The sequence below is a fragment of the Pseudomonas sp. TWR1-1-4 genome, from assembly GCF_049897165.1.
GTDB lineage: Bacteria > Pseudomonadota > Gammaproteobacteria > Pseudomonadales > Pseudomonadaceae > Aquipseudomonas > Aquipseudomonas canadensis.
The window spans coordinates 78,341-102,180 of sequence record NZ_JAFCVS010000002.1; the positions used below are offsets into that span (position 1 = coordinate 78,341).

At 57.7% G+C, this 23,840-nt stretch carries 19 protein-coding genes and 4 pseudogenes; 7 read left to right on the forward strand and 16 right to left on the reverse strand.

Annotation, left to right across the window (positions count from 1 at the left end; all coding sequences use genetic code 11):
• Positions 1-189: 189 nt before the first annotated feature.
• Positions 190-1,134: pseudogene (locus ACP7C6_RS05025) on the reverse strand (methyl-accepting chemotaxis protein); the annotation flags it as partial.
• Positions 1,135-1,482: 348 nt separating this feature from the next.
• Positions 1,483-1,755: pseudogene (locus ACP7C6_RS05030) on the reverse strand (PAS domain-containing protein); the annotation flags it as partial.
• Between the two features lie 162 nt (positions 1,756-1,917).
• Between ACP7C6_RS05030 and ACP7C6_RS05035 the strand changes: the two are divergent.
• Entirely contained in the window at positions 1,918-4,116 is a 2,199-nt protein-coding gene (locus tag ACP7C6_RS05035; RefSeq protein WP_236320888.1) for an OsmC domain/YcaO domain-containing protein, read from the forward strand.
• 247 nt (positions 4,117-4,363) lie between these two features.
• Here the strand turns inward: ACP7C6_RS05035 and ACP7C6_RS05040 are convergent, their stop codons facing one another.
• The 4 genes from ACP7C6_RS05040 to ACP7C6_RS05055 form a co-directional block, all read right to left on the reverse strand.
• Positions 4,364-5,530 (reverse strand): cystathionine gamma-synthase, encoded by a 1,167-nt coding sequence (locus ACP7C6_RS05040; RefSeq protein ID WP_426108353.1) that lies wholly within the window; start codon positions 5,528-5,530, stop codon positions 4,364-4,366.
• Entirely contained in the window at positions 5,527-6,903 is a 1,377-nt protein-coding gene (locus tag ACP7C6_RS05045) for a pyridoxal-phosphate dependent enzyme (RefSeq protein ID WP_028616323.1), read from the reverse strand. Before ACP7C6_RS05045 ends, ACP7C6_RS05040 begins: the two co-directional genes overlap by 4 nt.
• A gap of 116 nt (positions 6,904-7,019) precedes the next feature.
• Positions 7,020-7,883: a 4-hydroxy-tetrahydrodipicolinate synthase gene (dapA, locus tag ACP7C6_RS05050; RefSeq protein WP_236321030.1), complete on the reverse strand. Its 864-nt coding sequence runs from the start codon at positions 7,881-7,883 to the stop codon at positions 7,020-7,022.
• 292 nt (positions 7,884-8,175) lie between these two features.
• Positions 8,176-9,567, reverse strand: coding sequence for a hypothetical protein (locus ACP7C6_RS05055; RefSeq protein WP_426108354.1), 1,392 nt, complete (start codon positions 9,565-9,567; stop codon positions 8,176-8,178).
• A gap of 208 nt (positions 9,568-9,775) precedes the next feature.
• Between ACP7C6_RS05055 and ACP7C6_RS05060 the strand changes: the two genes are divergently transcribed.
• Positions 9,776-10,672, forward strand: coding sequence for an SGNH/GDSL hydrolase family protein (locus ACP7C6_RS05060; protein ID WP_426108355.1), 897 nt, complete (start codon positions 9,776-9,778; stop codon positions 10,670-10,672).
• On the opposite strand, the gene ACP7C6_RS05065 is transcribed toward ACP7C6_RS05060, so the two are convergent.
• From ACP7C6_RS05065 to ACP7C6_RS05075, 3 genes and pseudogenes are all read right to left on the reverse strand, one after another.
• Positions 10,669-11,151: a VOC family protein gene (locus tag ACP7C6_RS05065; RefSeq protein ID WP_068932877.1), complete on the reverse strand. Its 483-nt coding sequence runs from the start codon at positions 11,149-11,151 to the stop codon at positions 10,669-10,671. The two genes, ACP7C6_RS05060 and ACP7C6_RS05065, sit on opposite strands and share 4 nt — an antisense overlap.
• A 77-nt stretch (positions 11,152-11,228) precedes the next feature.
• Positions 11,229-11,948 (reverse strand): SDR family NAD(P)-dependent oxidoreductase, encoded by a 720-nt coding sequence (locus ACP7C6_RS05070; protein ID WP_426108356.1) that lies wholly within the window; start codon positions 11,946-11,948, stop codon positions 11,229-11,231.
• A 29-nt stretch (positions 11,949-11,977) separates the two neighbouring features.
• Positions 11,978-12,597, reverse strand: a pseudogene (locus tag ACP7C6_RS05075) (LysE family translocator).
• Positions 12,598-12,936: 339 nt separating this feature from the next.
• Between ACP7C6_RS05075 and ACP7C6_RS05080 the strand changes: the two are divergent.
• The 3 genes from ACP7C6_RS05080 to ACP7C6_RS05090 all read left to right on the forward strand — a co-directional run bounded on the left by ACP7C6_RS05080 (position 12,937) and on the right by ACP7C6_RS05090 (position 16,734).
• Positions 12,937-14,478: an AAA family ATPase gene (locus ACP7C6_RS05080; RefSeq protein ID WP_426108357.1), complete on the forward strand. Its 1,542-nt coding sequence runs from the start codon at positions 12,937-12,939 to the stop codon at positions 14,476-14,478.
• Between the two features lie 252 nt (positions 14,479-14,730).
• Complete coding sequence (locus ACP7C6_RS05085; protein WP_426108358.1) at positions 14,731-16,083, forward strand: hypothetical protein; 1,353 nt, start codon at positions 14,731-14,733, stop codon at positions 16,081-16,083.
• A 390-nt stretch (positions 16,084-16,473) separates the two neighbouring features.
• A complete protein-coding gene (locus tag ACP7C6_RS05090; protein ID WP_426108359.1) occupies positions 16,474-16,734 on the forward strand; it encodes a hypothetical protein in 261 nt (86 codons plus the stop codon).
• 536 nt (positions 16,735-17,270) lie between these two features.
• On the opposite strand, the gene ACP7C6_RS05095 is transcribed toward ACP7C6_RS05090, so the two are convergent.
• The 5 genes and pseudogenes from ACP7C6_RS05095 to ACP7C6_RS05115 form a co-directional block, all read right to left on the reverse strand.
• The gene (locus tag ACP7C6_RS05095) at positions 17,271-17,513 is read right to left on the reverse strand and encodes a hypothetical protein (RefSeq protein WP_426108360.1); all 243 of its coding nucleotides are present in this window, start codon (positions 17,511-17,513) and stop codon (positions 17,271-17,273) included.
• A gap of 655 nt (positions 17,514-18,168) precedes the next feature.
• Positions 18,169-18,537 (reverse strand): annotated as a pseudogene (locus ACP7C6_RS05100) (LysE family translocator); the annotation flags it as partial.
• A 66-nt stretch (positions 18,538-18,603) separates the two neighbouring features.
• Positions 18,604-19,152: an adenylate kinase gene (locus ACP7C6_RS05105; protein ID WP_426108361.1), complete on the reverse strand. Its 549-nt coding sequence runs from the start codon at positions 19,150-19,152 to the stop codon at positions 18,604-18,606.
• 83 nt (positions 19,153-19,235) lie between these two features.
• Positions 19,236-19,874, reverse strand: coding sequence for a hypothetical protein (locus tag ACP7C6_RS05110; protein WP_122684895.1), 639 nt, complete (start codon positions 19,872-19,874; stop codon positions 19,236-19,238).
• 77 nt (positions 19,875-19,951) lie between these two features.
• Positions 19,952-20,308, reverse strand: a complete 357-nt coding sequence (locus ACP7C6_RS05115) for a VOC family protein (RefSeq protein WP_426108362.1) — start codon at positions 20,306-20,308, stop codon at positions 19,952-19,954.
• A gap of 116 nt (positions 20,309-20,424) precedes the next feature.
• On the opposite strand from ACP7C6_RS05115, the gene ACP7C6_RS05120 reads away from it, so the two are divergent.
• Positions 20,425-21,198, forward strand: coding sequence for an NAD(P)-binding domain-containing protein (locus tag ACP7C6_RS05120; RefSeq protein ID WP_068932887.1), 774 nt, complete (start codon positions 20,425-20,427; stop codon positions 21,196-21,198).
• Here the strand turns inward: ACP7C6_RS05120 and ACP7C6_RS05125 are convergent.
• Complete coding sequence (locus ACP7C6_RS05125; protein ID WP_028616312.1) at positions 21,193-22,086, reverse strand: LysR family transcriptional regulator; 894 nt, start codon at positions 22,084-22,086, stop codon at positions 21,193-21,195. The two genes, ACP7C6_RS05120 and ACP7C6_RS05125, sit on opposite strands and share 6 nt — an antisense overlap.
• 94 nt (positions 22,087-22,180) lie before the next feature.
• Here ACP7C6_RS05125 and ACP7C6_RS05130 point away from each other — a divergent pair, with 94 nt between their 5' ends.
• Positions 22,181-23,347 (forward strand): MFS transporter, encoded by a 1,167-nt coding sequence (locus tag ACP7C6_RS05130; protein ID WP_426108363.1) that lies wholly within the window; start codon positions 22,181-22,183, stop codon positions 23,345-23,347.
• Between the two features lie 19 nt (positions 23,348-23,366).
• On the opposite strand, the gene ACP7C6_RS05135 is transcribed toward ACP7C6_RS05130, so the two are convergent.
• Positions 23,367-23,819 carry a thiol-disulfide oxidoreductase DCC family protein gene (locus ACP7C6_RS05135; RefSeq protein WP_028616310.1) on the reverse strand — a complete coding sequence of 151 codons (453 nt, stop codon included), beginning with the start codon at positions 23,817-23,819 and terminating at the stop codon, positions 23,367-23,369.
• Positions 23,820-23,840: the final 21 nt, after the last annotated feature.

Here is a 23,840-nt window from a genome sequence, read left to right on the forward strand (position 1 = left end):
TTTCCTGTGGTGAGCAGGCTTGCCCTGCGCTGGGCTGCGAAGCGGCCCCATCGATGAGCGACGTGGTGTGTCTGGCTATGGGGCTGCTTCGCAGCCCAGCGCGGGGCAAGCCCGCTCACCACAACAAGCCTGCTCACCACGACAAGCCCGCTCACTACAGAAAGCGGGCTTGCTACTGTAAACGTAGGCTCAGCGATTGAACCGCTCAACCAACGCATATTGGGTGGACGCGTTGTTCGTCAGCTCCTTGCTCAGGTCTGTGGATTGGTGGGCTTGTATCGACGTCTGGTCGGCCAGTTCGGCGATGGTGGTGATGTTGCGGCTGATTTCCTCGGCGACCGCGCTCTGTTCCTCGGTGGCGGCGGCGATCTGGGTGGTCATGTCAGTGATATGGGACACCGCTTCGCTGATGCCGACCAGCGCCTGGTCCGCCTCCAGCACCCAAGCCACACCTTCCTGGGCCTGGCGCTGGCCGTGCTCCATGCTTTGCACGGCATTGTTGGAGGACGCCTGCAGCTGGGTGATCAACCCATGGATCTGGGTGGTGGACTGGGACGTGCGTTGTGCCAGCTGCCGCACTTCGTCGGCCACCACGGCAAAACCACGGCCTTGCTCGCCGGCACGCGCCGCTTCGATGGCTGCGTTGAGGGCCAGCAGGTTGGTCTGGTCGGCAATGCCCTTGATCACGTCCACCACGCTGCCGATTTCGTCGCTGTCCTTGGCCAGTTGCGCCACGGTCGCGCCGGTTTCGCTGACCACCGCAGACAGGCGTTCGATCGCCTCACGGGTGTCGCGTGCCACTTCGCGCCCGCGCCCGGTCAGGACGTTGGCTTGCTGGGTGGCGTCGGCGGTGCGTTGCACGTGGCTGGCGACTTCCTGGGTGGTGGCGGCCATCTGGTTGACGGCGGCCGAGACCTGTTCGGTTTCGACACGCTGGCGGTCCAGGCCTTTGGAACTAGCGGTGGCCAACTGATCGGATTGCCCGGCCAAGGCACTGAGTTGCTCGGCGCTGTCCTGCAAGCGGGTGAGGCAGGTCTTCAGGCGTGCGTTCTGGCTGAGGAACGCCGTTTCGAGACGTGCCTGTGGCCCGCTGGCGTCGCTGTACATCTGCGCGATCAAGGCATCCGAGGTCGAGGGCTCCACACCGTGCAACAGACGCAACGTGCTGCCTTGACGCCAGCGTGAGCAGAGCACGCCCACCGGGATTGCGACTGCAACGGTCACAGCAATGGCGACGGGCGCGCTGAGGAACAAACCGGCGAGGCAGCCGGTAAGCCCGGTTGCCACATACGGCACACAACTGATGGCCGCCGGCAGCCAGGCATCCTGCCGCGGAACGGCCGGTTTACCTTGGCTGATGCGGCGGTACAGGGCCTGGGCCCGACGGATTTCATCCGCCGTGGGCTTGACCCGCACGGACTCGAAACCAACGACTTTGCTGCCATCGAATATGGGGGTGACGTAGGCGTTGACCCAATAATGATCGCCGTTTTTCGAGCGGTTCTTGACGATGCCCATCCAGGGCAGGCCTTGTTTGAGTGCACTCCACATGTGCGCAAACACGGCGGGGGGCACATCGGGGTGACGGACGATGTTCTGCGGCGCGCCAATCAAGTCAGCGCGTTCAAAGCCGCTGATGTCGACAAACGCGTCGTTGCAGTAAGTGATGACACCTCGGACATCCGTGGCGGAGATGAGTTTTTGCGAAGGCGCGAGGGAAATCTCACGCTGTGTTACGGGCTGGTTATTGCGCATTCCGACTACTCCCTGGTTGCCCTCAGTCCATCGGCGCCATCTGCGAAAAGGTTAATCCACATTGGTCAATTCGCCAGCCACTGGTCAAAAGCCTGAAACTTCCTGCCGAAAAACCTCATAATGGCGGCCATTTTTGTTTAGCCGTTATTCTGGTGTGCCCCCATGGAAATCAAGGTCAATTTTCTCGACAACCTCCGGCTTGAAGCCAAGTTCGACGACTTCACGGTGATTGCCGACCAGCCCATCCGCTACAAAGGCGATGGTTCGGCACCGGGGCCGTTCGATTACTTCCTGGCGTCGTCGGCGTTGTGCGCGGCGTACTTCGTGAAGCTGTACTGTCAGACGCGCAATATCCCCACTGAGAATATTCGCCTGTCGCAGAACAACATCGTCGACCCGGAAAACCGCTACAACCAGATCTTCAAGATCCAGGTCGAGCTGCCGGCCGACATTTCCGACAAAGACCGCCAAGGCATCCTGCGTTCCATCGACCGTTGCACGGTCAAGAAAGTGGTGCAGGCCGGGCCTGAGTTCGTCATCGAAGAAGTCGAAAACCTGGACGCCGACGCCCAGGCGTTGTTGATGCCCAACTCGACGTCAGAGGGTGGCACTTATATCGCCGGCAAAGACCTGCCGCTGGAACAGACCATTGCCAACATGTCCGGCCTCCTGGCCGGCCTGGGCATGAAGATTGAAATCGCGTCGTGGCGCAATATCGTGCCCAACGTGTGGTCGCTGCATATCCGCGATGCACATTCGCCGATGTGCTTCACCAACGGTAAGGGCGCGACCAAAGAGGGCGCCTTGGCGTCGGCACTGGGCGAGTTCATCGAGCGGCTCAACTGCAACTTCTTCTATAACGATCAGTTCTGGGGTGAGGAACTGGCGAATGCGCCGTTCGTGCATTACCCGGATGAGCGCTGGTTTCAGCCGGGCCCTAACGACGAGCTGCCAGGCGAAATCCTCGACGCCTACTGCCTGAAGGTCTACAACCGCGAGGGCGAACTGCGTGGTTCGCACCTGTTCGATACCAACTCCGGCAACGAAGCGCGCGGGATTGTGTCGCTGCCGTTCGTGCGCCAATCGGACGGTGAAGTGGTGTACTTCCCGTCCAACCTGATCGAAAACCTCTACCTCAGCAACGGCATGAGCGCCGGCAACACCCTGGCGGAAGCCCAGGTGCAGTGCCTGTCGGAGATCTTCGAACGCGCGGTGAAGCGTGAAATCATCGAAGGCGAGTTCGCCTTGCCGGACGTGCCGGCCGAGGTGCTGGCCAAGTACCCAGGCATTCTCGCCGGTATCCAGGGCCTTGAAGCCCAAGGCTTCCCGGTGCTGGTGAAAGACGCGTCCCTGGGCGGTGAATTCCCGGTAATGTGCGTGACCCTGATGAACCCGCGCACGGGTGGCGTGTTCGCCTCGTTCGGTGCGCATCCAAGCCTGGAAGTGGCGCTGGAACGCAGCCTCACCGAACTGCTGCAAGGCCGCAGTTTCGAAGGCCTCAACGACTTGCCGCAGCCGACCTTCGAAGGTCAGGCGGTGACCGAGCCGAATAACTTCGTCGAGCACTTCATCGACTCCAGCGGTGTGGTGTCGTGGCGTTTCTTCAGTGCCCAATCGGATTACGAATTCGTCGAGTGGGACTTCTCAGGCAAAGGTGAAGATTCCAACGCCCAGGAAGCTGCGACCCTGTTCGGCATTCTAGAAGGCATGGGTAAAGAGTCGTACATGGCCGTGTACGAACACCTCGGCGCCACCGCGTGCCGCATCCTGGTGCCGGACTACTCGGAAATCTACCCGGTGGACGACCTGATCTGGGACAACACCAACAAGGCGCTGTTTTTCCGCGAGGATATTCTCAACCTGCACCGCCTCAACGAGGAAGAGTTGCAAGCGTTGGTCGAGCGCCTGATCGAAAGCGAGCTGGACGACTACACCGATATCACCACCCTGATCGGCATCGAATTCGATGACAACACTGCCTGGGGTCAGCTGACCATCCTGGAGTTGAAACTGCTGATCTTCCTGGCCTTGCAGCAATATGAAGAGGCCAAGGAGTGCGTGGAGATGTTCCTGCAGTACAACGACAACACCGCTGAGCGTGGCCTGTTCTACCAGGCGATGAATGCGGTGCTGGAGATGGAACTGGACGATGACCTGGAACTGGCGGACTACGAAGCCAACTTCCGTCGCATGTTTGGTAATGAGCGGATGGATGCGGTGATCGGTTCGGTACAGGGCGATGTGCGCTTCTATGGTTTGACGCCGACCAGCATGAAGCTGGAAGGGCTGGATCGGCATTTGCGCTTGATCGACAGCTACAAGAAGCTGCATGCGGCGCGTGCCAACGTCACCTCAGCCTGACACAACTTTCTGTGGGAGCTGGCCTGGTGTGGTGATTGGCTTTGGTATGGTGAGCGGGCTTTTGTGGTGAGCGGGCTTGTCGAATCGTCGCACCGCCCGCGCTGGGTGGCGAAGCCGCCCCAATAAAAACGCCGCATTCTGTCAGGCAGAATGCGGCGTCTGGTTTTAGGGCTGCTTCGCAGCCCAGCGCGGGGCAAGCCCGCTCACCACAGCAAGCCAGCCCATCACACAGGCTAAGCCAACCTATTTAGATAAGTGCCAAGGCCTGCGCCAAATCCGCGCGAAGATCCTCCACATCCTCAACCCCCACCGACAACCGTACCAACCCATCCCCAATCCCCAGCTGCGCCCGCGTTACCGCCGGGATGCTTGCATGGGTCATGATCGCCGGGTGTTCGATTAGGCTTTCCACGCCGCCAAGGCTTTCGGCCAGGGCGAAGATCTTGACGTTTTCCAGGAAACGCGTGGCGCCGGCCAGGTCGCTGTTCAGGTCAATCGAAATCATCCCGCCAAACCCACGCATTTGTTCGCGCGCCAGTTCATGCTGGGGATGGGACGTGAGGCCCGGGTAATAAACCCGTGCCACTTGCGGTTGCCGCTCCAGCCAGGTGGCGAGGTCCAGGGCGTTGCTGCAATGGCGTTCCATGCGCAGCGCCAGGGTTTTCACGCCGCGCAGGGTGAGGAACGCGTCGAAGGGCCCGGCGATGGCGCCGACCGAGTTTTGCAGGAAGCCCAGGCGCTCCGCCAGTTCGGGGTTGTCGCCGACAATGGCGATGCCGCCGATCACATCGGAGTGGCCGTTGAGGTATTTGGTGGTGGAATGCACCACGACATCAAAGCCCAGCTCCAGAGGACGCTGGATCCAAGGGCTGGCAAAGGTGTTGTCGGCCACACAGATGATGCCGCGATCACGGCAGATACGTGCGATGGCGCTCAGGTCGGTCAGGCTCAACAGCGGGTTGCTGGGGGTCTCGACCCAGACCATGCGCGTGTCGTCCTGCAGGCTCGCTTCAAACGCCGACAAATCGCTCAGGTCGACAAAGCTGAAACGGTGCCCGGCGCTGCGTTGGCGCACTTTGTCGAATAGCCGGAAGGTGCCGCCGTACAGGTCATTGCCGGACACGATATGGGCGCCGGCATCCAGCAACTCCAAGACTGTCGAAATCGCCGCCAGCCCGGACGCGAAAGCAAACGCCTGGCTGCCGCCCTCCAGGTCGGCCACGCAGCGTTCCAGGGCAAACCGCGTGGGGTTGTGGGAGCGGCCGTAGTCGAAGCCTTTGTGCACGCCGGGGCTGTCTTGCAGGTAGGTAGAGTTGGCGTAGATCGGCGGCATCAGCGCGCCCGTGGTCGGGTCGGGGGACTGTCCAGCATGGATCACACGGGTGGCAAACGCGCTTTTATCGGACTGACTCATGCAAGGGATCTCCGTAGGTGGTTGAGCAGGTCGACGCGGGTGATCAGGCCGTGGAAGCCTGACGCGTCGGCAATGATGGCGACCAGGCCGCGATCCAGCTCCGCCTGCAGTTCGGCCAGGCTAGCGCTGGGGGCCAGGGTTTGCAGGGTGTCGGTCATGGCGCTGGAGACGATCATGGAAAAGTGCGTGGCGTCCTGGTGCAGGCCCAGCAGGATGTCGGATTCATCGATCACACCGACCAGTTTTTGACCGTCCACCAGCACCGGCAACTGCGAGACATCCGCCAGGCGCATGCGCTGGAAGGCGGTGAGCAGCGTGTCGTCGGGGCTTACGCTGATCACGCGGCCGTCTTCGAAGCGCCGCGCGATCAGGTCGCGCAGGTCGCCGTAGTGCTTGTAGTGCAGCAGGCCGGCGTCATTCATCCATTGGTCGTTGTAGACCTTCGACAGGTAACGGGTGCCGGTGTCGCAGACAAAAGTCACCACGCGCTTGGGCTCGGTCTGTTCGCGGCAGTAACGCAGGGCGGCCGCGAGCAGGGTGCCGGTGGAGGAACCGCCGAGAATGCCTTCGGCCTTGAGCAACTGCCGGGCATGGTCGAAACTTTCTTCGTCGCTGATCGAATAGGCGTGACGCACGCTGGACAGGTCGGCAATCGACGGAATGAAGTCTTCGCCAATGCCTTCCACCGCCCAGGAGCCCGGCGTTTCCATTTTGCCACTGCGGCTGTATTCGGCCATCACCGAGCCCACCGGGTCGGCCAGCACCATGGCCAGTTCGGGTTGCACGCGCTTGAAGAAGCGCGTCAGGCCGGTGAGGGTGCCGGCAGAGCCGACGCCGACGACGATCGCGTCGACATCATGCTGGGTCTGCGCCCAGATTTCCGGCGCGGTGCTGGTTTCATGGGCCAGGGGGTTGGCCGGGTTGTTGAATTGGTCAGCGAAGAACGACCCCGGAATATCCTTGGCCAGGCGCGCGGCCACGTCCTGGTAATACTCGGGGTGGCCCTTGCCCACATCGGAGCGGGTGATGTGCACCTCGGCGCCCATGGCCTTGAGGTGCAGCACCTTTTCCGTGGACATCTTGTCGGGTACCACCAGGACCACCCGGTAGCCCTTGGCCCGACCGACCAGTGCCAGGCCCAGGCCGGTGTTGCCGGCGGTGGCTTCGATAATCGTGCCGCCGGGGCGCAAGCGGCCGTCGCGTTCGGCGGCGTCGATCATGGCCAGGCCGATGCGGTCCTTGATGGAACCACCGGGGTTCTGGGATTCAAGCTTGAGAAACAACGTGCAGGGGCCGGTATCGAACCGGCTGACCCGAACCAGCGGCGTGTTGCCGATCAGTTCGAGGACGGCGGGGCGGGAAAGCGTGGGCATGTCGTCACCTGAATACGAATGGGTTGGACAGCAAAAGGCAAAGCATGGGTTCGACGATAGGCCGGGATCGGTCCGGTCGCAACCGGACGGTCCGTTGGCTGTCTGTTTTTGGCGCATTAGCCGGTCGGGTTCAGTACCTGCTGCAAGCGCGTGACGACGGCGCTACTGGCGGCCTGCATGGGTGCGCGCAATTCGCTGCCGATCAAGCCTTGCAGGGCCAGCGCGGCTTTTACCGGTGCTGGATTGGGCTCCATGAACAGCGTGTTGATCAGTGGCAGCAACTGGAAGAATGTCGCTCGCGCTTCAGCCAGTTGGTTGTCGCGCACTTGCTGGAAAAGCGCCACAAATTGCTCGGTGTGCAGGTGGGCCGAGGCCGCAATCGCACCGGTCGCGCCGAGGCACAGTGCGTTGAAAATCTGTACGTCTTCGCCACACAACACGTCCACGTCACCGCTGGCCAGCAGTGCAAGGGTGTTGCCCAGGTTGCCACCACAATCCTTGATCGCCACGATGCGCTCATGGGCGACGATGTTGAGCAGGGTCGCCTGCTCGAAAGTAGCGCCAGTGCGGTAGGGAATGTCGTAAAGAATGATCGGCACGCTGGAGGCATCGGCCACCGTGCGGAAAAACGCCTCCAAACCCGCTTGGGAAGGGCGGATGTAACTCGGCGCCGGCACCAAAAGCCCAGCCACCGGGCGTTGCAGGATTTCACGCTGGAAGTGCAGCAGCTCAATCTGGTTATAGCCCGCCAGGCCCATCACCACGCGGTGCGCCGGCACCCATTGCAACACCGCATCGAGCACCGCCAATTGTTCCTGACGACTCAGCGACGCCGCTTCCCCGGTGGTGGTGCACACCATGATCCCGGCCACGTGTTTTTCCAGCAAGTGGCTGACCAGGCGGTGCAGGCCAATGAAATCAATGGCGCCGTCATGGAACGGTGTGACCACGGGAACCCAGATACCTTGAAACGATGACATGCACTTTCTCCTGATGATTGACCGCTGGAGTCACCGTCAGAAGGGCAGAGGGAATTGTGCAAGGGAGGAAGGCCGTCGCGCTCAATGTCCTGTCAGCTCATCTGACGGGACAGCGCGCCCCGGTCACATGAGCGACTGTTTCTTCGATTTGAGGGCGTGCGCAACGCAACCTTGCGCCTTGGCAGGGGAGCCAATGACGGAAAGGTTAACGGAGGACATTGCGGACATTGGCTGACACACCCTGAATAAGGCTTCCATCTTCATGGAATATTGCAGAGTGTGTCAACGGGGCTTATTCGAATTTATCGATACGCGTGTCGGAGTAGTAGAACGCGTTCTTGTCCGTGCTCGACTCGTAGAAGTAGGCGTAGTCGGTCAGGTAGTACAGGTGGTTCACCCGGTTGTATTCATCGTTGTCGAAGCTGCACTTAAGGGCCTTGGCCGCCCCGAGCAGGCCAGGGTTGAGCTCGCTGGCTTGCAGTTCGCGTTCAACTAAGCAGCGGGTAGTCTGGACTTTGGTACGGCTGCCAATCAGGCTGTTGAGGCTGGCGCGGGTGGTTTGGTAGACCACGGTATCGCCAACTGGCAGGGCCTTCCAATTGCCGGTGAAGCTCAATTGCGTCAGCGCCTCGCTTTCTGCCATGCCCGAGGAGCTGTAGGTGTTTTTTGCCACCAGCGGGATGAGGTTACGCCAGCTCACCGTGTGGCTTTCATAACCCTGCCCGCGGGTGGCGATGGCCAATTGCTCGCTCGCCGCGTCTTGGCTGATGAAGTCCGCACTCTGAATCTGGCTGGTTTCGCCCTTGAGCGTCGACGTGCCGGTCATATGCACGTATTTGAAGGCGCGCGCGGGTTTGTCCAGGTTCAACTGCGTGATTGCGGCCAGCACCTGTGGTTGCACCGAGGTCAGTGCGATGTCCATCGGCGCCTTCAGGCGTGGTTTGAACACCGGCAGCGCGGCGATTGTCTGTGGCGTCGCGCAGACTTTATTGAACAACAACTCATAGTCGGCATTGCTGCCGGCGATCTTCTGCGGCGTGGGAAAGCTGTCGACACGGCCGTCGCTGACGCGATTGTCGGCGTCCATGTCGTAGCCGGCCAGTTCCTTATAGGTCCCGCCCGTGCAAGACACCGCAAAGTGTTCACGCTTCTGGGCATAGGGGGCGTTGTAGGGCATGTCGTTGAGCACCGCCGGTTCGTCGAAGGCGGCCCAAAAGCGCGTTTCGCCATTCACCGTCTTGATGCTGTTGGCGTCAATCAATACCTGGCTATCGTGCGCGTTGGCCTGCACCAGGCGCCAGTCTGGCTTTGGCGTTTCGGCACAGGCGCGTATGAACGTCTGGTTGGCAGCCAAGGTCGCGCGCAATTGCGGCGACAACTTGCGCGCCGCGCTGTAACGGCCAGCGCTGGCCGGGTAGACCCGTTGTGAGCCGTCCAGGTACAGCAAGTGCAGTTGCGGCGATGAGCAAGCGGCCTCGAATTGCATGGTGCGCCGCAGACCACTCGGGCCGCCCGGCATCAGCAGCTCGAAGCTGAGCGAGTCGCCCTCGCGCACGATGCTGTTTTCAACCAGGGGCTGGGTGAGGGTGTCGGCGAACATGCGGTCGACTTGGTTTTTCTGGGTGGCACAACCGGCCAGGGTAGCGAGGCTACCGATGAGCAAGAGAGAAGTAATAACGCGCACGAGAGCCTCGTTGAGTCCATTCAGGGAGATAAGAGTGGCGGCCGATTGAGCCGAATCTGTAGCCGGATGTTGCGAGACAAAAGCCTAACGAGCATGACGGCATCTGTACAGCGCTAGCATGGCCGCCGCCGGATATGTGCGGGTCGCAATCGTCCAGCCGTACTTTCTGCCAGCCGATAGTCTATTCGGACATTCCGGGAGAACCTCGATGATCCGACGCGCGTGTTTGGCCGCTTTGCTGACCCTGTCTGTGTCGACCGCCTTTGGCGCCTCGACCTACGATCATTTTTATGCCTTTGGCGACAGCTATTCCGACAATGGCGCGGGCGAAGCACTTACCTCCCGGCTTGCCGCGCAGCAGGTCAAGGACGCCCAGGCACTGCCTGGCCCGCTGTACTGGCAGGGACGCTGGAGCAACGGCCCAACCGCCGTCGAAGGCCTGGCCCAGGCGTTGAAGACACCGCTGACCGACTACGCCGTGGGCGGCGCCAAAAGCGGCCACGGCAACTACTACACGTGGCTGATGCCGACCCAGGACACAGGCGTACTCGGCCAAGTCGCCGAGCACTTGCAGGCCGCCAAGTCCCACAAGGCCGACCCCAAGGCGCTGTATTTCATCTTCATCTCGGCCAACGATTTTTTTGAATGGGCCGACTTCTCCCATCCTGAAACCATCGAGGCCTTGAGCGAGTCGAGCCTGGCCAACATCCGCAACGCCACCGAGCAACTGGTGGCCGCGGGGGCCAGGCATGTAATGGTGGTGGGCACGACGGACCTCAGTCACGTGCCCGCCGTGGTGCAGGGCAACCAGGTCGACAACGCGAAGCACTACCAGCAATTGCTCGCACAGAAGCTCCCGGCCATATTGGCGCAGATTGGCGTGGCGAAGGTCACCTACTTCGATCACGTGGCGTTCAGCGACGCGCTACGCGCCAATCCGCAAGCCAATCGATTCACGGACCTGGACACACCGTGCCAGGCCACCTACCCGGACGTGAAACCGGTGTGCGCCGATGCCGATGCGCATTACTACTGGGACGAATGGCACCCCACCCGCAAGGTCCACGCCCTGGCGGCAAAGGCCATGCTCAAGGCATTGCCTTAGCCGGCGGCTACCGCCGCTTCAATGGCAGCGATGTCGATCTTCTTCATGGTCATCATTGCGTCAAAGGCGCGCTTGGCGACGGCCGGGTCCGGGTGGGTGACGGCGTCCGTCAGCACGCGCGGTGAGATCTGCCATGACAACCCCCACTTGTCCTTGCACCAGCCACAGGCGCTTTCCTGGCCACCGTTACCGACGATGGCGTTCCAGTAACGATCCGTCTCGGCCTGGTCATCAGTGGCCACCTGAAACGAAAACGCCTCGGTATGGGGAAAGATCGGCCCGCCGTTGAGGCCGATGCAGGGGATGCCCAAGACGGTGAAGTCCACGGTCAACACGTCGCCCTGTTTGCCGGACGGATAATCGCCGGGCGCCAGGTGCACGGCGTTGACTTTGCTGTCCGGGAAGGTCATGGCGTAGAAGGTGGCAGCCTCCAGGGCGGTGCCGTTGTACCAGAGGCAGAGGGTGTTTTTGCTTTTCATGGTCGGTCTCCACAGGAAAATGGCTGTGTGGAGTCTAGACGGCGAGTTCGTCTCGGGTCATGTCGCATACTCCTGGGTCAAAAGCGCTCGTCCAGTATCGCCGGCAAAGTGATGTCCTTGACGAAGCTCGCCGAGGACAGGCTCAACGCCATGCGCACCACCTGCACCACATCGTGCACAGGAATCGAGTGGCCTTCATCCCGCTGCGCGGCTTGCTCGCGCGGCGTGCCAAGGGGATCCTCAGTGTTCAAGTACCCCAGATTCAGACAGGTGATAGCCAGGCGCTGCTGGCGATAGCCTTCACGCAACGCATCGGCAATCCCGCGCAAGGCAAACTTGGAGGCCCCGAAGGCGACCTCCGGACGGCCACTTTGCGGCAGGCCGGAAGTGGAGCCGGTCAGGATGATCCTCGGGTTTTGGCTTTTAAGCAGCATCGGCAACAGGCGCTTGATCAGCAGCAGGGTAGAGGTGATGTTGCAGGTGACGATGGCCTCGATCTGCTCATCATCGTCGGCCAGGAAGTTGTAGGCCGGGTCGAAAGCAAACTCTTCCCAGATGCCTAGGTTGTAGATCAGCGTGTCCAAGCCGTTATCGGCAATCGCCTCGGCGATGACGTGCGCAGCCTGGGTGGGTCTGGCGAGATTGGCCTCGATCCACTGCACCTCGACGCCGTCCTTGTGAGCCAACTGCTCAGGGCGGCTGCGGGACACGCCGATCAGCGTATCCCCAGGCTCACCGAGCCCTTCGATCAGGGCTTTGCCCAATCCTTTGCTTGCGCCTACCACCAGGGTTTTCATTGCGTGTCTCCTTGACTGTAAAACGTGATTTAAGCCCTGCGCGCCATCAACAACACCGTCGCAGCCGCCGACAGCAAGCCTGCGCAGCACCGATTGAAAATCCGCTTGCCCCGCGGCTCGGCAAACCAGCGGCGCATGTGCAAGCCCATATAGGCGTAGGCGCTGATGGCGATCCACTCCAGCGCCAGGAACATTGCGCCGAGCAGCGCGAATTGCGGGGTGATGGGCTCGCCGGGCACCACGAATTGCGGGAGGAAGGCGGTGAAGATCAGGATTGCCTTCGGATTGCCCGCCGCCACCAAAAACTCCTGCCGCGCCAACGCCCACAATCCCACTTGGCCGTCGCGGACTGCGACTCCGCCTCCGGATTGGCCCGCCACAACTGAAACGCCAGATAAAACAGATACGCCGCCCCCAGAATCTTGATCCCGTAGAACAACAACTCCGACGTTTGCAGCACCACTGCCAAACCCGCAGAGGCGAGGGCGATCATGCCGGCGAAGGCCAGCAAGCGGCCGATGCCCGCCAGGCATGAGGTGCGGTAGCCGTAGCGGGTGGAGTTGCTCACGGAGAGCAAATTGTTCGGGCCCGGCGCCATGTTCAGGGCGAAGCAGGCGGGGAGGAAAAGGGCGAGGGTGGTGAGGTCCATGGCGGCTCCGGGTTCGCGGGGGCGGGGAGGTGTGAGGATAAGGGGAGCGGGGCGGTTGGACAATGTGCGCGTTGGGTCTAAGACGACACCAACGCGCGCGGCTCAGCTTAGCTCTGGCTTGCAGGTGCTTCTTCGGTAGCTGCAGCTTTCGGCCAATAGCTGACGCTCATCTGAGACTGCTGCTGCCCAATAGCGGCCATTCGATATGTCTACCTTTGCCACCCCATATACGTCGTAGAAAATTTCGTCGCTGGCTCGATAGTCTCCAAAATTTGTGCTAGGAATAGCAAATGGCCACGTAGCACTTAAGCCGGTGTGAATTAATTATGGGGAGAACCAATGAAGTACAGGGAAAGTAATTTAGATAAGAAATTACGGAACTGGTTCTGCAAGGATAACACCAAAGCCTTACTTCGGAGCATCCAAATATCAACGGGCGGCATTCGCGGACTAACTTCATTCAAGGTAAATCTCAACTATCCGATAACTGCGTTTGCTGGAGTTAATGGGTCCGGAAAGTCAACTATGCTGGCGCTCGCCGCTTGTGCCTATCATAATAAGTTAAATGGATTCAAACTTCCAAAACGTACTCGGAGTTATTACACTTTTTCTGATTTTTTTGTGCAGCACTCGGAGGAAATTGCTCCTCCTGGAGTAGAGATTTGGTATAGCTTTGCTCACAACTATTGGAAAAGTGCACCTGAAGGAATTGCGTCGCAAGTAAGGAAAAAAAAGGCAGGTGGAAAGTGGAATGACTATGACACCAGAATAAAACGGACGGTGGTTTTTTTGGGGATTGAGCGTATTGTCCCTCACGCTGAACGCAGTCAATCAAGATCTTATTCACGAGCCTTCAAAGACTTGAGAGTTCACGGCTGGGAGCAGAAAGTTAAGGACGCTGTTGGTTATGTCCTTGGTAAACGTTACGATGATTATCGGCAACTAGAATACAGAAAGTACGGTCTTCCGATTGTTAAAGTTGGTGATGTAATTTACTCGGGTTTCAATATGGGGGCGGGTGAAAACGCGCTATTTGATATTTTCTCTACCATATATGCTTCTGGCGAGGGAGCTTTGTTGGTTCTCGATGAAATTGAGCTTGGTCTGCATGCAAGAGCGCAAAGGTTATTTATGGAGCGACTTAAAGAAGTATGCATGAGTACGGGGACTCAGGTTGTATGCACGACACATTCAAAACAAATATTTCAATGTTTGCCTGACGATGCAAGGTTTTTTATTGAGAGAACCGGATCTAAGACAAAAATAACTCCAGGTGTGTCAGCAGAGTTTGCCTTCTCAAAAATGGGAGCTATTGGCGAGAAGGAGCTTGAGATATTCGTTGAAGATCCAGTCGCAAAAGTTATCATTGAAACCGTTCTAAATGGAAGTGTGCGCAGTCGAATAAATATAACTCGTATAGGCTCCGCCGCCGCAGTAGCTCGCCAGTTAGCAGCAAATTTTTTGAGAGATGAGCATGCGAATATATTAGCTGTATACGATGCTGATCAGAGAAAACTGCAGGCGAAGAATATAGAGCACGCCAAAAACATGGCAGAAAGGAAAGATGGTGAAATTAATAATTGGTTACTTGCACGCTCAAGTTATCTTCCAGGCGACACATGGCCAGAAGCCTGGCTTTTGCAAAAGTGCAGCGAAATTCCGCACGAACTAGGAGTTGAACTGGGCGTTGAACCTCAGCGCGCTACCGAAATCGTCGAATACGCATTACAGGCAGGCAAGCATGAAGAATTTGTCGAAGTGGGTGAGCAAGTAAATCTGGATCCTGAACGGTGTTTAATACTTGTGTGTGGTATCGTTTATAAGAATTTCCCTGAAGAGTTCGACGACTTGAAAAATACGATATCACGCATGTTGCCTTAACTTTGCGGAGCTCGAAAAAAGTCGATTGGCAATACGTCCGCTATTGGCCGACTGCTGCCGTTTCAGACATGCGGATTCAGACTCGAAGCAGCCAGTTGATATAGCGCTGGTACTCGGGGCGTAACCTGATCACCTTCTTGGCGAGGGATCAGATATGGCGTCGAAACTCGGAGTAATTCGTCGCTGAAACTTAGGGGCAAAATATTTTCTGAATTTAGCATCCATCATCGAACAGAGCGCAGCGAGCAATCTATGTCACCTACAAATGTTTACCTACTTCCGCCTGTAGTGATACCGCTGAATGTAAAAAAGCAACAGGTCAATCTTTTTCTCGGGATTCTATGGGATGTGTTTGGAGATACTATAGGGGCTGTAACTTGCCAACATGGATATAGTGGTACTGGGGATCCGCAGGTATATAACTACAGGGTGCGATGGGTTTCAAATAAATTTGAAGCGGTCTTGGATTTTTACAATCATACTTCCCAAGGTTTGAAGACTTTGGAGTTGAGATTGTTTGATCGCGAAACAAACATGCCTTTCGGGACTTACGCAAGAAAAATAGCTGATGCAGTAAAGTTTGCTGGAGACAGAGTGCGTTTAGGTGGATATGGTGCGGAATTCGATTGTTTTGCGAGAGTTAGAATTCTATGTGGCTCTGTTTTATCTGGAAATTATCACATAGATAGGCTGGGAATGCTTTTGATTGCCTCGTCTCGGGGATATGAGCTTGTTTATCCGGCAAAGTACAGAAAAGCAAAGTCCGAGTTTAACTATGAGATAAAAAAAGATGCGACCAGATATGTTTCTGCATTGACGGCATTGTCTCAGCATCTCTTTTTGGTCTCAGAGGTCGATGATGTCGATATGATTTCTCTCGAAGACTTTGAAGATCTAGTTGAAAGCACTGAGTTTTCTGGTAAGTATATAGACGACACTGCGTTGTTCGGTCTTCATGGAGCAAAGTTAGGTATGCCTTCTGGGTCAGATGGTGTGGCAAATATTCATGAAGTAATTATGATGGAGTCCAAACATTTCAGAGTAGATGGATATCTATGTTTTCCAGCAAGGCTTGGGGAGTTGATAGATCACATTAATAGTGATTTAAAGTTCCGTCAGGCGTCTAAGAGATTTCATGACGCATTGCGCTTCAGGGACATTCATGGACAATACTCAGATGGTGATTTTGGAGTTTCCTATGAGATTGTTGCATATGTTGCTGCCGTTGAAGCACTTCTTGATCATTCAAAAATTGAAAGTAAAACAAACTGCGAAAATTGCGGTGCGGCGACAGTTGTTGAAGATTATAAGATAAGTCAGAGATTTAATGATTTTGTCAATGTTTACGGTGGCGGAAGCGAGCCTATGAATAGGAAGTTCAAAGAGCTATACGGTCATCGTTCGAAGTTTGTTCATACTGGTATGGAGCTTCATGCCTCTAACGCGCTGCGCCCAAACCGACCATTAATACTTGAGGGGAAAAACTATATCACAGGAGCTCCAGACTATTACTATAATATACATGAGTGGACTGGATTTCTATTGAGGGTTTACTTTTATTTTACAGCCTATCAGGCTAGTCAAGTTGACTCTGGCAATGTCTGACTAAGCGAGGATCGTATGACTTGCCATTTAAAGCGGCAGCTTTGACCGGTTTCTGTCATTCGCGACAGGCAGAAATCGGCCAGAAGTAGTCATTCGATATGTCTACGAAAGCTCAGGCAATTCAGTAGTCCTCTATTTTGGTTCGCGATCTCAACGCGCCCAGCAGCAAGGCGGTAGAGAGCAGGCGCTTATAAATTGCTACATGGAACGATGCGTAAGAGCTTTCCGGCCAAACAAAACAGGGGTTGGAGAAGCCCTACGCCCAATTCATCATCGGACGCGGTGGGGAGGGCGGCTGCGGCGGTAATAGATTACTTCGACGCAACCTGCCACTAAACCTTGAGGTTGTTTATGCTACTCCTTTCCTGGACTATAGATTGGGAACAAGGAATGCTCGGAACGAAAATCGTCATCAGACTCACATGGGTAAGTGTAGCGAAGGTTTTATTTCTCTCGCCCGCAGTGGCGTTGCCCATTTGTCTCTTGTTTTACTTGCCGTGGGACAGCCCGAATGCTCCTGCATGGGTTCAGGCTATCGGCTCTATGGCAGCAATTATTGCAGCGTGGTTGATTCCTTATCAGCACGAAAAGATGCGAGTTCGAAAGCAAAAAGAGGATTTGCTTGCTTCTGTTGGTTGGCGTTGCGGGTGAAGAACTCTTTTGATCACATGGTTGGTGTGATCCAAAAATCTGAGCCTTAGGCCCGGGATCGTTGGTTGTTTCTGTCTCAGCCCAGCGACTGGGCAATACATCGAGATGCTGCTCGTGAGTTCCCGCTCGTGGGTTTCACGCGCGATGAAATATCCTGGTTGCTTTGTATCCGCTCAGTAACGGAATTCGGGTTGTTGTGTGCCGAAGATTTGAGAACATGGGACTTTGATAACCGCCCAGATCTGACGCAAGATTTCCCCCATAACGATGGAGTTGCATTCCACGGATCGCAGATTACTTGGGCTTTTGGTCAACTCCCTCTGGGTGCTCCATGCCGAGATGCTGCCTGACGGTATGAGAACAGATTTTTCTCCACTCTAATGTCCACTTCTGGCCTAGAGCAGTCCGTCATACAAATTAATATTGACCATCGCTTGGCTTTCTTGTGACTAGCTTGATTCTGAGCTGCTGAATGGCCGCTTTTGAACCAAAGCAGACGTCGAGGGCGAGCTTCTGAGAATGGTCGCTAAGACGATTTACGTGGAAAAGGTAAGCACTCTTGCCTCTTGAGTATCCGCGATGAACGCATTGACTTGCTCTTTCGGATGTGGGGAAAGCTCTGGGTATACATCCGCAAGGTATTCGGTGACCGCATCTTCTTCCCAAGGGCCGAGCGAAGTCATGTAGTCAGGGCACTGATTTTGAATTTCTCTCCATGATTGGTAAGAATGCTTGGAGAGCAGAATGACTGTTCGGGTGTAGATAATATGAATCTGCACGAATCTAATTCCGTATGTTGACGTTTGAGACACCGCCAGGCGAGTTTAAATCCTTTTCAAACTGTCTTCCTTTCAGCAACTTCCTTGAAGAAAAGTGGTGGGCTGGACTTCCTCCTCTGGCCGAAAGCAGTCGTTCAAAATGAATCATATTGATCATCATCAGGCTTGCTGGAGCCTAGCTTGATGCGTCCGCATCTGGTGAGGTAGCTTCCGATCTTACGTGCGCGGTACCTGCTTCCAATCGGCGATGCAGATAATCTGCCGCTCAGAAGAACTGTCAAGCCCTCCGAAGACAAGCTCCACTTTAGTCGCTGGATTTTGTAAGAGTGCCAGGCTTTGAATTTGGGGTAGGAGTACAGAAAATGGCTCATTGGCATCCAAACCTCGAAAGACAGCCTCACAGTCGCCACAATCGATTGCCATGTCATCGCTATCGAATTCGCCTACGCCACTTCGAGCAAGCTGTGGCTTGAGCTCTTCAATAAAGTTGCACCAAGGAATGATGTCCTCGATTGCATGAGTGAAATGAAGGATTAGATGTTGCATCGGGTACTCTTGAAGTTCTGATGGTGGTAAGAGTGATGGATTCTCTTTTATTTAGAGTTTCGCCAGTGAAAAAATTCCTGCGTTGAGGGATTTCATATTGCCCATCATTAGGCTTGCCCGCCGCCACCAAAAACTCCTGCCGCGCCAACGCCCACAATCCCACCTTGGCCGTCGCGGACTGCGCCTCTGCCTCCGGATTGGCCCGCCACAACTGAAACGCCAGATAAAATAGATATGCCGCGCCCAGGATCTTGATCCCGTAGAACAGCAGCTCCGACGTTTGCAACACCACCGCCAACCCGGCGGATGCGAGGGCGATCATGCCGGCGAAGGCCAGCAAGCGGCCGATGCCGGCCAGGCATGATGTGCGGTAGCCGTAGCGTGTGGAATTGCTCACGGACAGCAGGTTGTTCGGGCCCGGCGCCATGTTGAGGGCGAAGCAGGCGGGGAGGAAAAGGGCGAGGGTGGCGAGGTCCATGGCGGCTCCGGGTTCGCGGGGGCGGGGAGGTGTGAGGATAAGGGGAGTGGAAGTCGTTGGACAGCCTCAGCCGTTCTTGTTTTGAGCTATCGTGGCATTTGCGACATCAGCGGCCATCTGTTCAGCACTGCGCATCCCGTCAATCCGTAAGAGCGGTACCGTCTGCTGTGATAGCCATGCCTCATGCCACCCACGGTTGCGCCCCGAGAAATTCGGATCATCGTACTGCGAAGCCCATTCCCGAAAAGCCACGTGTATCGCGTACATATCACCACCGGGTGCGATCCGCTCGCCAAAACGCGCTTTCTCGCGGGCAGCCAGGCGTTCGAGGCGAATGGGCGTGGGGGTGGCGATGAACACGATCAAGTCAGCATCGGCAATCAACGCATCGCCCCAGACCATGCAAGAACCGCTCAGCACCCAGCCGTCGTCACCGAGTGCTTGTTGCATCAGGGAAACGCGGTCGCTGGGAGGTCGCTTGGTTGTGAAAGGAGGGTTGGTGGGCATCCAGTAAAAGTCATCGACGTCGACGTGTCGTATACCGAGCCGCGCGGCGAGGTTGTGACCCAGCGTGGTGACGCCCGCGCACGATGCTCCTGTGATGTAGATCCGCATTTTTCCTCCATGAATACAAGCCGGGTCCCAGGTCAGGGATATGTCCGATAAGCAGGACGACTCTGTCGTCCTGCCCAGGCATTTCAGGGCAAAGGTTTCGGGTTGACGGTGTACCAACCCGACGGGGTTTTGGCACATATCTGCGGCCTGAGCGGTGTTTCAACGGTGTTGTTGCCTTGAGCGGAAAGTTGGCGAACGGCAATCACGCAACCTGCCTTGAACGTGCTGATTTTGACCATCTGAAGTTCCATTTCATAGTCTTTGCCGGGCGCGGGAATGAGTGTGACAGGCGCGGGAAAGCAGGACATTTGCGAACCGCCCATGGCGAACCCTGCAATAAAGGGTTTACCCGCCGGAATGACGTGCTCGTCAAACACTTTGGGTGACTGGTTGATGGCTTTGCTTGCCTTGCTGGCAGGCATGCCAATCACGCTGTTCTGACTGTCAGTGGCCCTGAAAGGGTAGAGGCCCGCCGAGTCGACATGGGCTGTTTGCCATCCAGCTTCTTCAGGCGTTTTGGTCAGCAGGGACCCGTTGTAAAACGCCTCGCAAGTTTGGCCGCTGAGGAAGCCCGCGTTGGTGGTGTCCCCCGTGATGAAACGGACGCGGGCTGAGTTGGCCGGGTCGTATTGGCTGATCTGGGTTTCGTTGCGAACGTCGGTTTTGGTGGTGGCGCAGCCGATAAGCGTCAAGCTGAACGCCAGGGGAAAGAGAAAACGCATGGTTAACCTTCATATTCTGTAAGAGTGGGGCTTGAGAGGCAGCGATTGATGCCTTCGCCTAGGCGTCGGGTTGAGGCCTATTGATCAGCGTTCCAAACCGCCAGTTCATAGCCATCCGGATCGGTGAAGTGAAACCTGCGTCCACCAGGGAACGAAAATGTCTCGCGGGTGATGACAGCCCCCAGGGCTTTGAGTCGCTGCTGCGTGGCATCGAGATCATCGGCGTACAAAATAACTAACGGGCCACCCGGCCGAACCGGCTCCCCCGTGGTGAACCCGCCTTTCAGACGCCCATCGCTGAACTCCGTGTAGAGGGGGCCGTAATCGACAAACGTCCAGCCGAACGCGCCGCCGTAGAAGGCTTTGCTGCGGGCAATATCGCTGACGTTGAATTCGATGTTGTCGATTTGCCGATCTTTACCTTGAGCGCTCATGCGTGCCTTCCTGGCCGATGTTAAGAGCGGCGAGTGTAGCGTGAACGCTTGCCTGCATGAAGACAGCAATCGTGCCTATGATGCACCCGACTACAGAATTAATCGGAGCGGACAGCGTGCTGAAGATTGGAATCCTGGGCGTCGGTGAGCTGACGGAAAAGGTGGTGATCGGCCTGCGGCGCAGTGGGTTTGGCGGGCGGGTGTTGCTGTCCGCGCGTAACCACGAACGTGCGCAGCAGCTCGCTGAACAGTGGGACTGTGAGGTGATGGCTGACAATCAACAGGTTGTCGATGGGGCGGACTTGTTAGTCTTGGGCGTGCGCCCGGAGGTGGTCGATCAGCTTTCGAATGAAGTGCAGCTTAGACCTGAGCAAACGCTGGTGTCGTTGGTAGCAGGATTGAAGCTGGCCGAGCTTCAACGCCGGTTCCCGCAGGCGCGTGTCGTGCGCGCCATGCTGTCCTATGCCGCCCAGATCAACCAGACGACTGTGGTGATCACGCCCGGTGGCGAACCCTATGCAACACTGCTGGGCGCGCTCGGTTCATTGGTGGTGCTGGACGAGGAAGAGGCGTTCGAACTGGCCACTGTCGCGGCCTGCATGAACGGTTGGTTCTATTTCTTCCTGAGTGATCTTCAGCAGTGGTTTACCGACAAAGGCCTGTCCAAGGATCAGGCTGCCCAACTGGTGATGGGCAACCTGCAAGACTGCTTGGCCAGCGCCCGTCACCAGCCGTCCGCGAGTCTGGAAGCGTTGGGTAGCGCGATTGCGACACCGGGCACCTTTACCGCGGCTGGGTTGGAGGTGTTGAGAAACAAAGGCGCGACACAGGCATGGCGCGAGGCGGCTGACGAGGTGCTTGAGCGGCTGCACAAGCCTGCACGTTTATAGCCGGTGATGTTCCAGCAAGAAATCCACAAACACGCGGATCCGCGCGGGCATGCTCGCACCGCCGACAAACACCACGTGGATCGGCTCCCGGTCGCCGGGGTTCCAGGATTCCAGCAGGGGCACCAGGTGACCGCGTTGCAGGTCTTCTGCAACCGTGAACTCGCCGATGCGTGCGATACCGGCGCCTAACCGCGCCAGTTGAGCGAGTGCTTCGCCACTGCTGCATTCGATATTGCCGTTTATCTTCAGGGAAAACTCCCGGCCGTCACGGGCGAAGGGCCAGTCGGATTGCGCACGGCGGAAGTTGAAGCGCAGGCAGTTGTGGCGCAGCAAGTCGTTGGGTTCCAAAGGTGTGCCGTGTTGCGCGAGGTACTCCGGCGACGCCACCAGGACCTGGCCGGTGTCGCCGATGCGCCGGGCTGTCAGCGGGCTGTCTGGCAGGTCGCCAAAGCGGATCGCGACGTCAGCCTGGCCGCCGAGGATGTCGACCACTTCGTCGCCCAAGGTCAGGTCCACCACAATGTTCGGGTAGCGGGCGCTGAACGCCGCCACCAACGGCACGATGGCCATGCGGCCGTGGCCCAGGGCCGCACTGACCCGCAGCCGGCCTTTGGGCGCGCCTTGGTCGGCGATGGCTTCTTCGACTTCCGCCATGTCAGCCAGGATGCGCCGGGCGCCGCGAAGGTACGCCTCGCCTTCGGCTGTGAAGGCGAGGGCGCGGGTCGTACGAATCAACAGGCGGGTGCCCAGGCGTTGTTCTGTGCGTGCGATGACGCGGCTGACGGCCGAGGGCGTCAATCGTAATGCCCGCGCTGCTGCCGACAGGCTGCCTTCCTGCGCCACCATTGCAAATACCGCCATCTCACCCGACCTGCCGTTGAAATCCATTTTTGCCTCGCGCGCAAAGGTGATTGCCAATTAAACGGTCTAGTGCCGTTAAAGCGTTGATCGTAGCATTTGCGGCATAAATGAGGAGTCTTCCATGCGTATCAATCCACCCCTTGTAGCCCTTGCTGTCGGTGCCTTCGGCATTGGCGTCACTGAGTTCGCGCCCATGGGCATGTTGCCCACCATCGCCAATGACCTTGGCGTTTCGATTCCCACTGCGGGGCTGTTGGTCAGCGCCTACGCCCTGGGGGTATTGCTCGGCGCGCCACTGATGATCTTGACCACTGGCAAGATCCCCCGTCGTCACTTGCTGGTCGGGCTTATGGCCATTTTCACCCTGGGTAACGTGATGTCGGCGCTTGCAACCGGCTATTACGACCTGTTGATTGCCCGCGTCATCACTTCGCTCAACCACGGTGCGTTTTTTGGCGTCGGTTCCATCGTCGCGGCCAGTGTGGTCGCGCCGGACAAGCGCGCCGGAGCTGTCGCCGCGATGTTTATGGGCCTGACCCTGGCGACCATTGGTGGCGTGCCACTGGCGACCTGGTTTGGTGAACTGCTTGGCTGGCGTACGGCGTTCTGGGGCATTGGCGGACTGGGCCTGGTAACCATGGTCGCGCTGTGGTTCGCGCTGCCTAACCTGCCGCTGCCGAAAAGCGACGGTGTGCTGGCCGAAATCAAGGTGCTGGGGCGCGGTTCGGTACTGGCGGCACTGGCCCTGACCGTGGTGGGTTCCAGTGCTATGTTCACCGTGTTTACCTATATCGCGCCGATCCTGAGCAACCAGACCCATGCGTCTACTCCCTTTATCACGGCCATGCTGGTGCTGTTCGGCGTCGGGTTGACCCTGGGCAATATATGGGGGGGCAAGGCGGCAGATCGCTCGATCGACCGGACCCTGATCGCCTCGCTGAGCGCACTGATTCTGGTCCTGCTGGCCTTTGCATTCCTGATGCGTTGGCCGATACCGGCAGCGGTGAGCATCCTCATCTGGGGTATCGCCAGCTTCGCCGTCGTGCCGCCGTTGCAGATGCGTGTGATGGAAGCGGCCAACGATGCGCCGAACCTGGCCTCGGCCGTGAACATCGGCGCCTTCAACTTCGGCAACGCGATTGGCGCAGCAGTGGGTGGCGCAGTGATCAACGCAGGGCTGGGCTACCCGGCGATTTCCCTGGCCGGCGCCGCGATGGCGGGCTTGGGGTTGCTGATGGTCGTGACGTTCGCCTGGGGTTCTCGAGCGCGCATGGCTGCGGCGGTTTAGCAGGTGCGCACCAAAGGGTTCACTGCGGCGCCTTCAGAAAACGCTGTTCATGGTCTGGATGCGGCAACAGGCAGGTGTCGTACTGCCCAAAAATCCGATAGCGATTGCGTGCGACGCGGTCGTAAGCCCAGTCCCGAAGCGCGCGTGGGATGATGCGCAACAGCAGCAATGGACGCCACACGGCAGGCAGTTGCGCAACGATTTCGAACACGGCGTCCGAACGCACCCAGTAATGGTGGTTACGAATGACCGCCAGGGTGTCGAACTGATCCAGGGGCAAACCCGCCCAGGCCAGCAACGCCTGGCCTTCGGGGGATTGCACCGCCGCCAAGCGCACGCGCCGTTGGCGGTCGTGACGGATCAGGAACCTCGCCCAACCGTTGCACAGCTTGCACACGCCGTCGAACAGCACTACGGTTTCGCCAGGCTTGAGCAACGGCGCGAGGGACGGGCGGGTTTGGGAGGCGGGCATAAGCGTGGGTCCAGTCGTGCC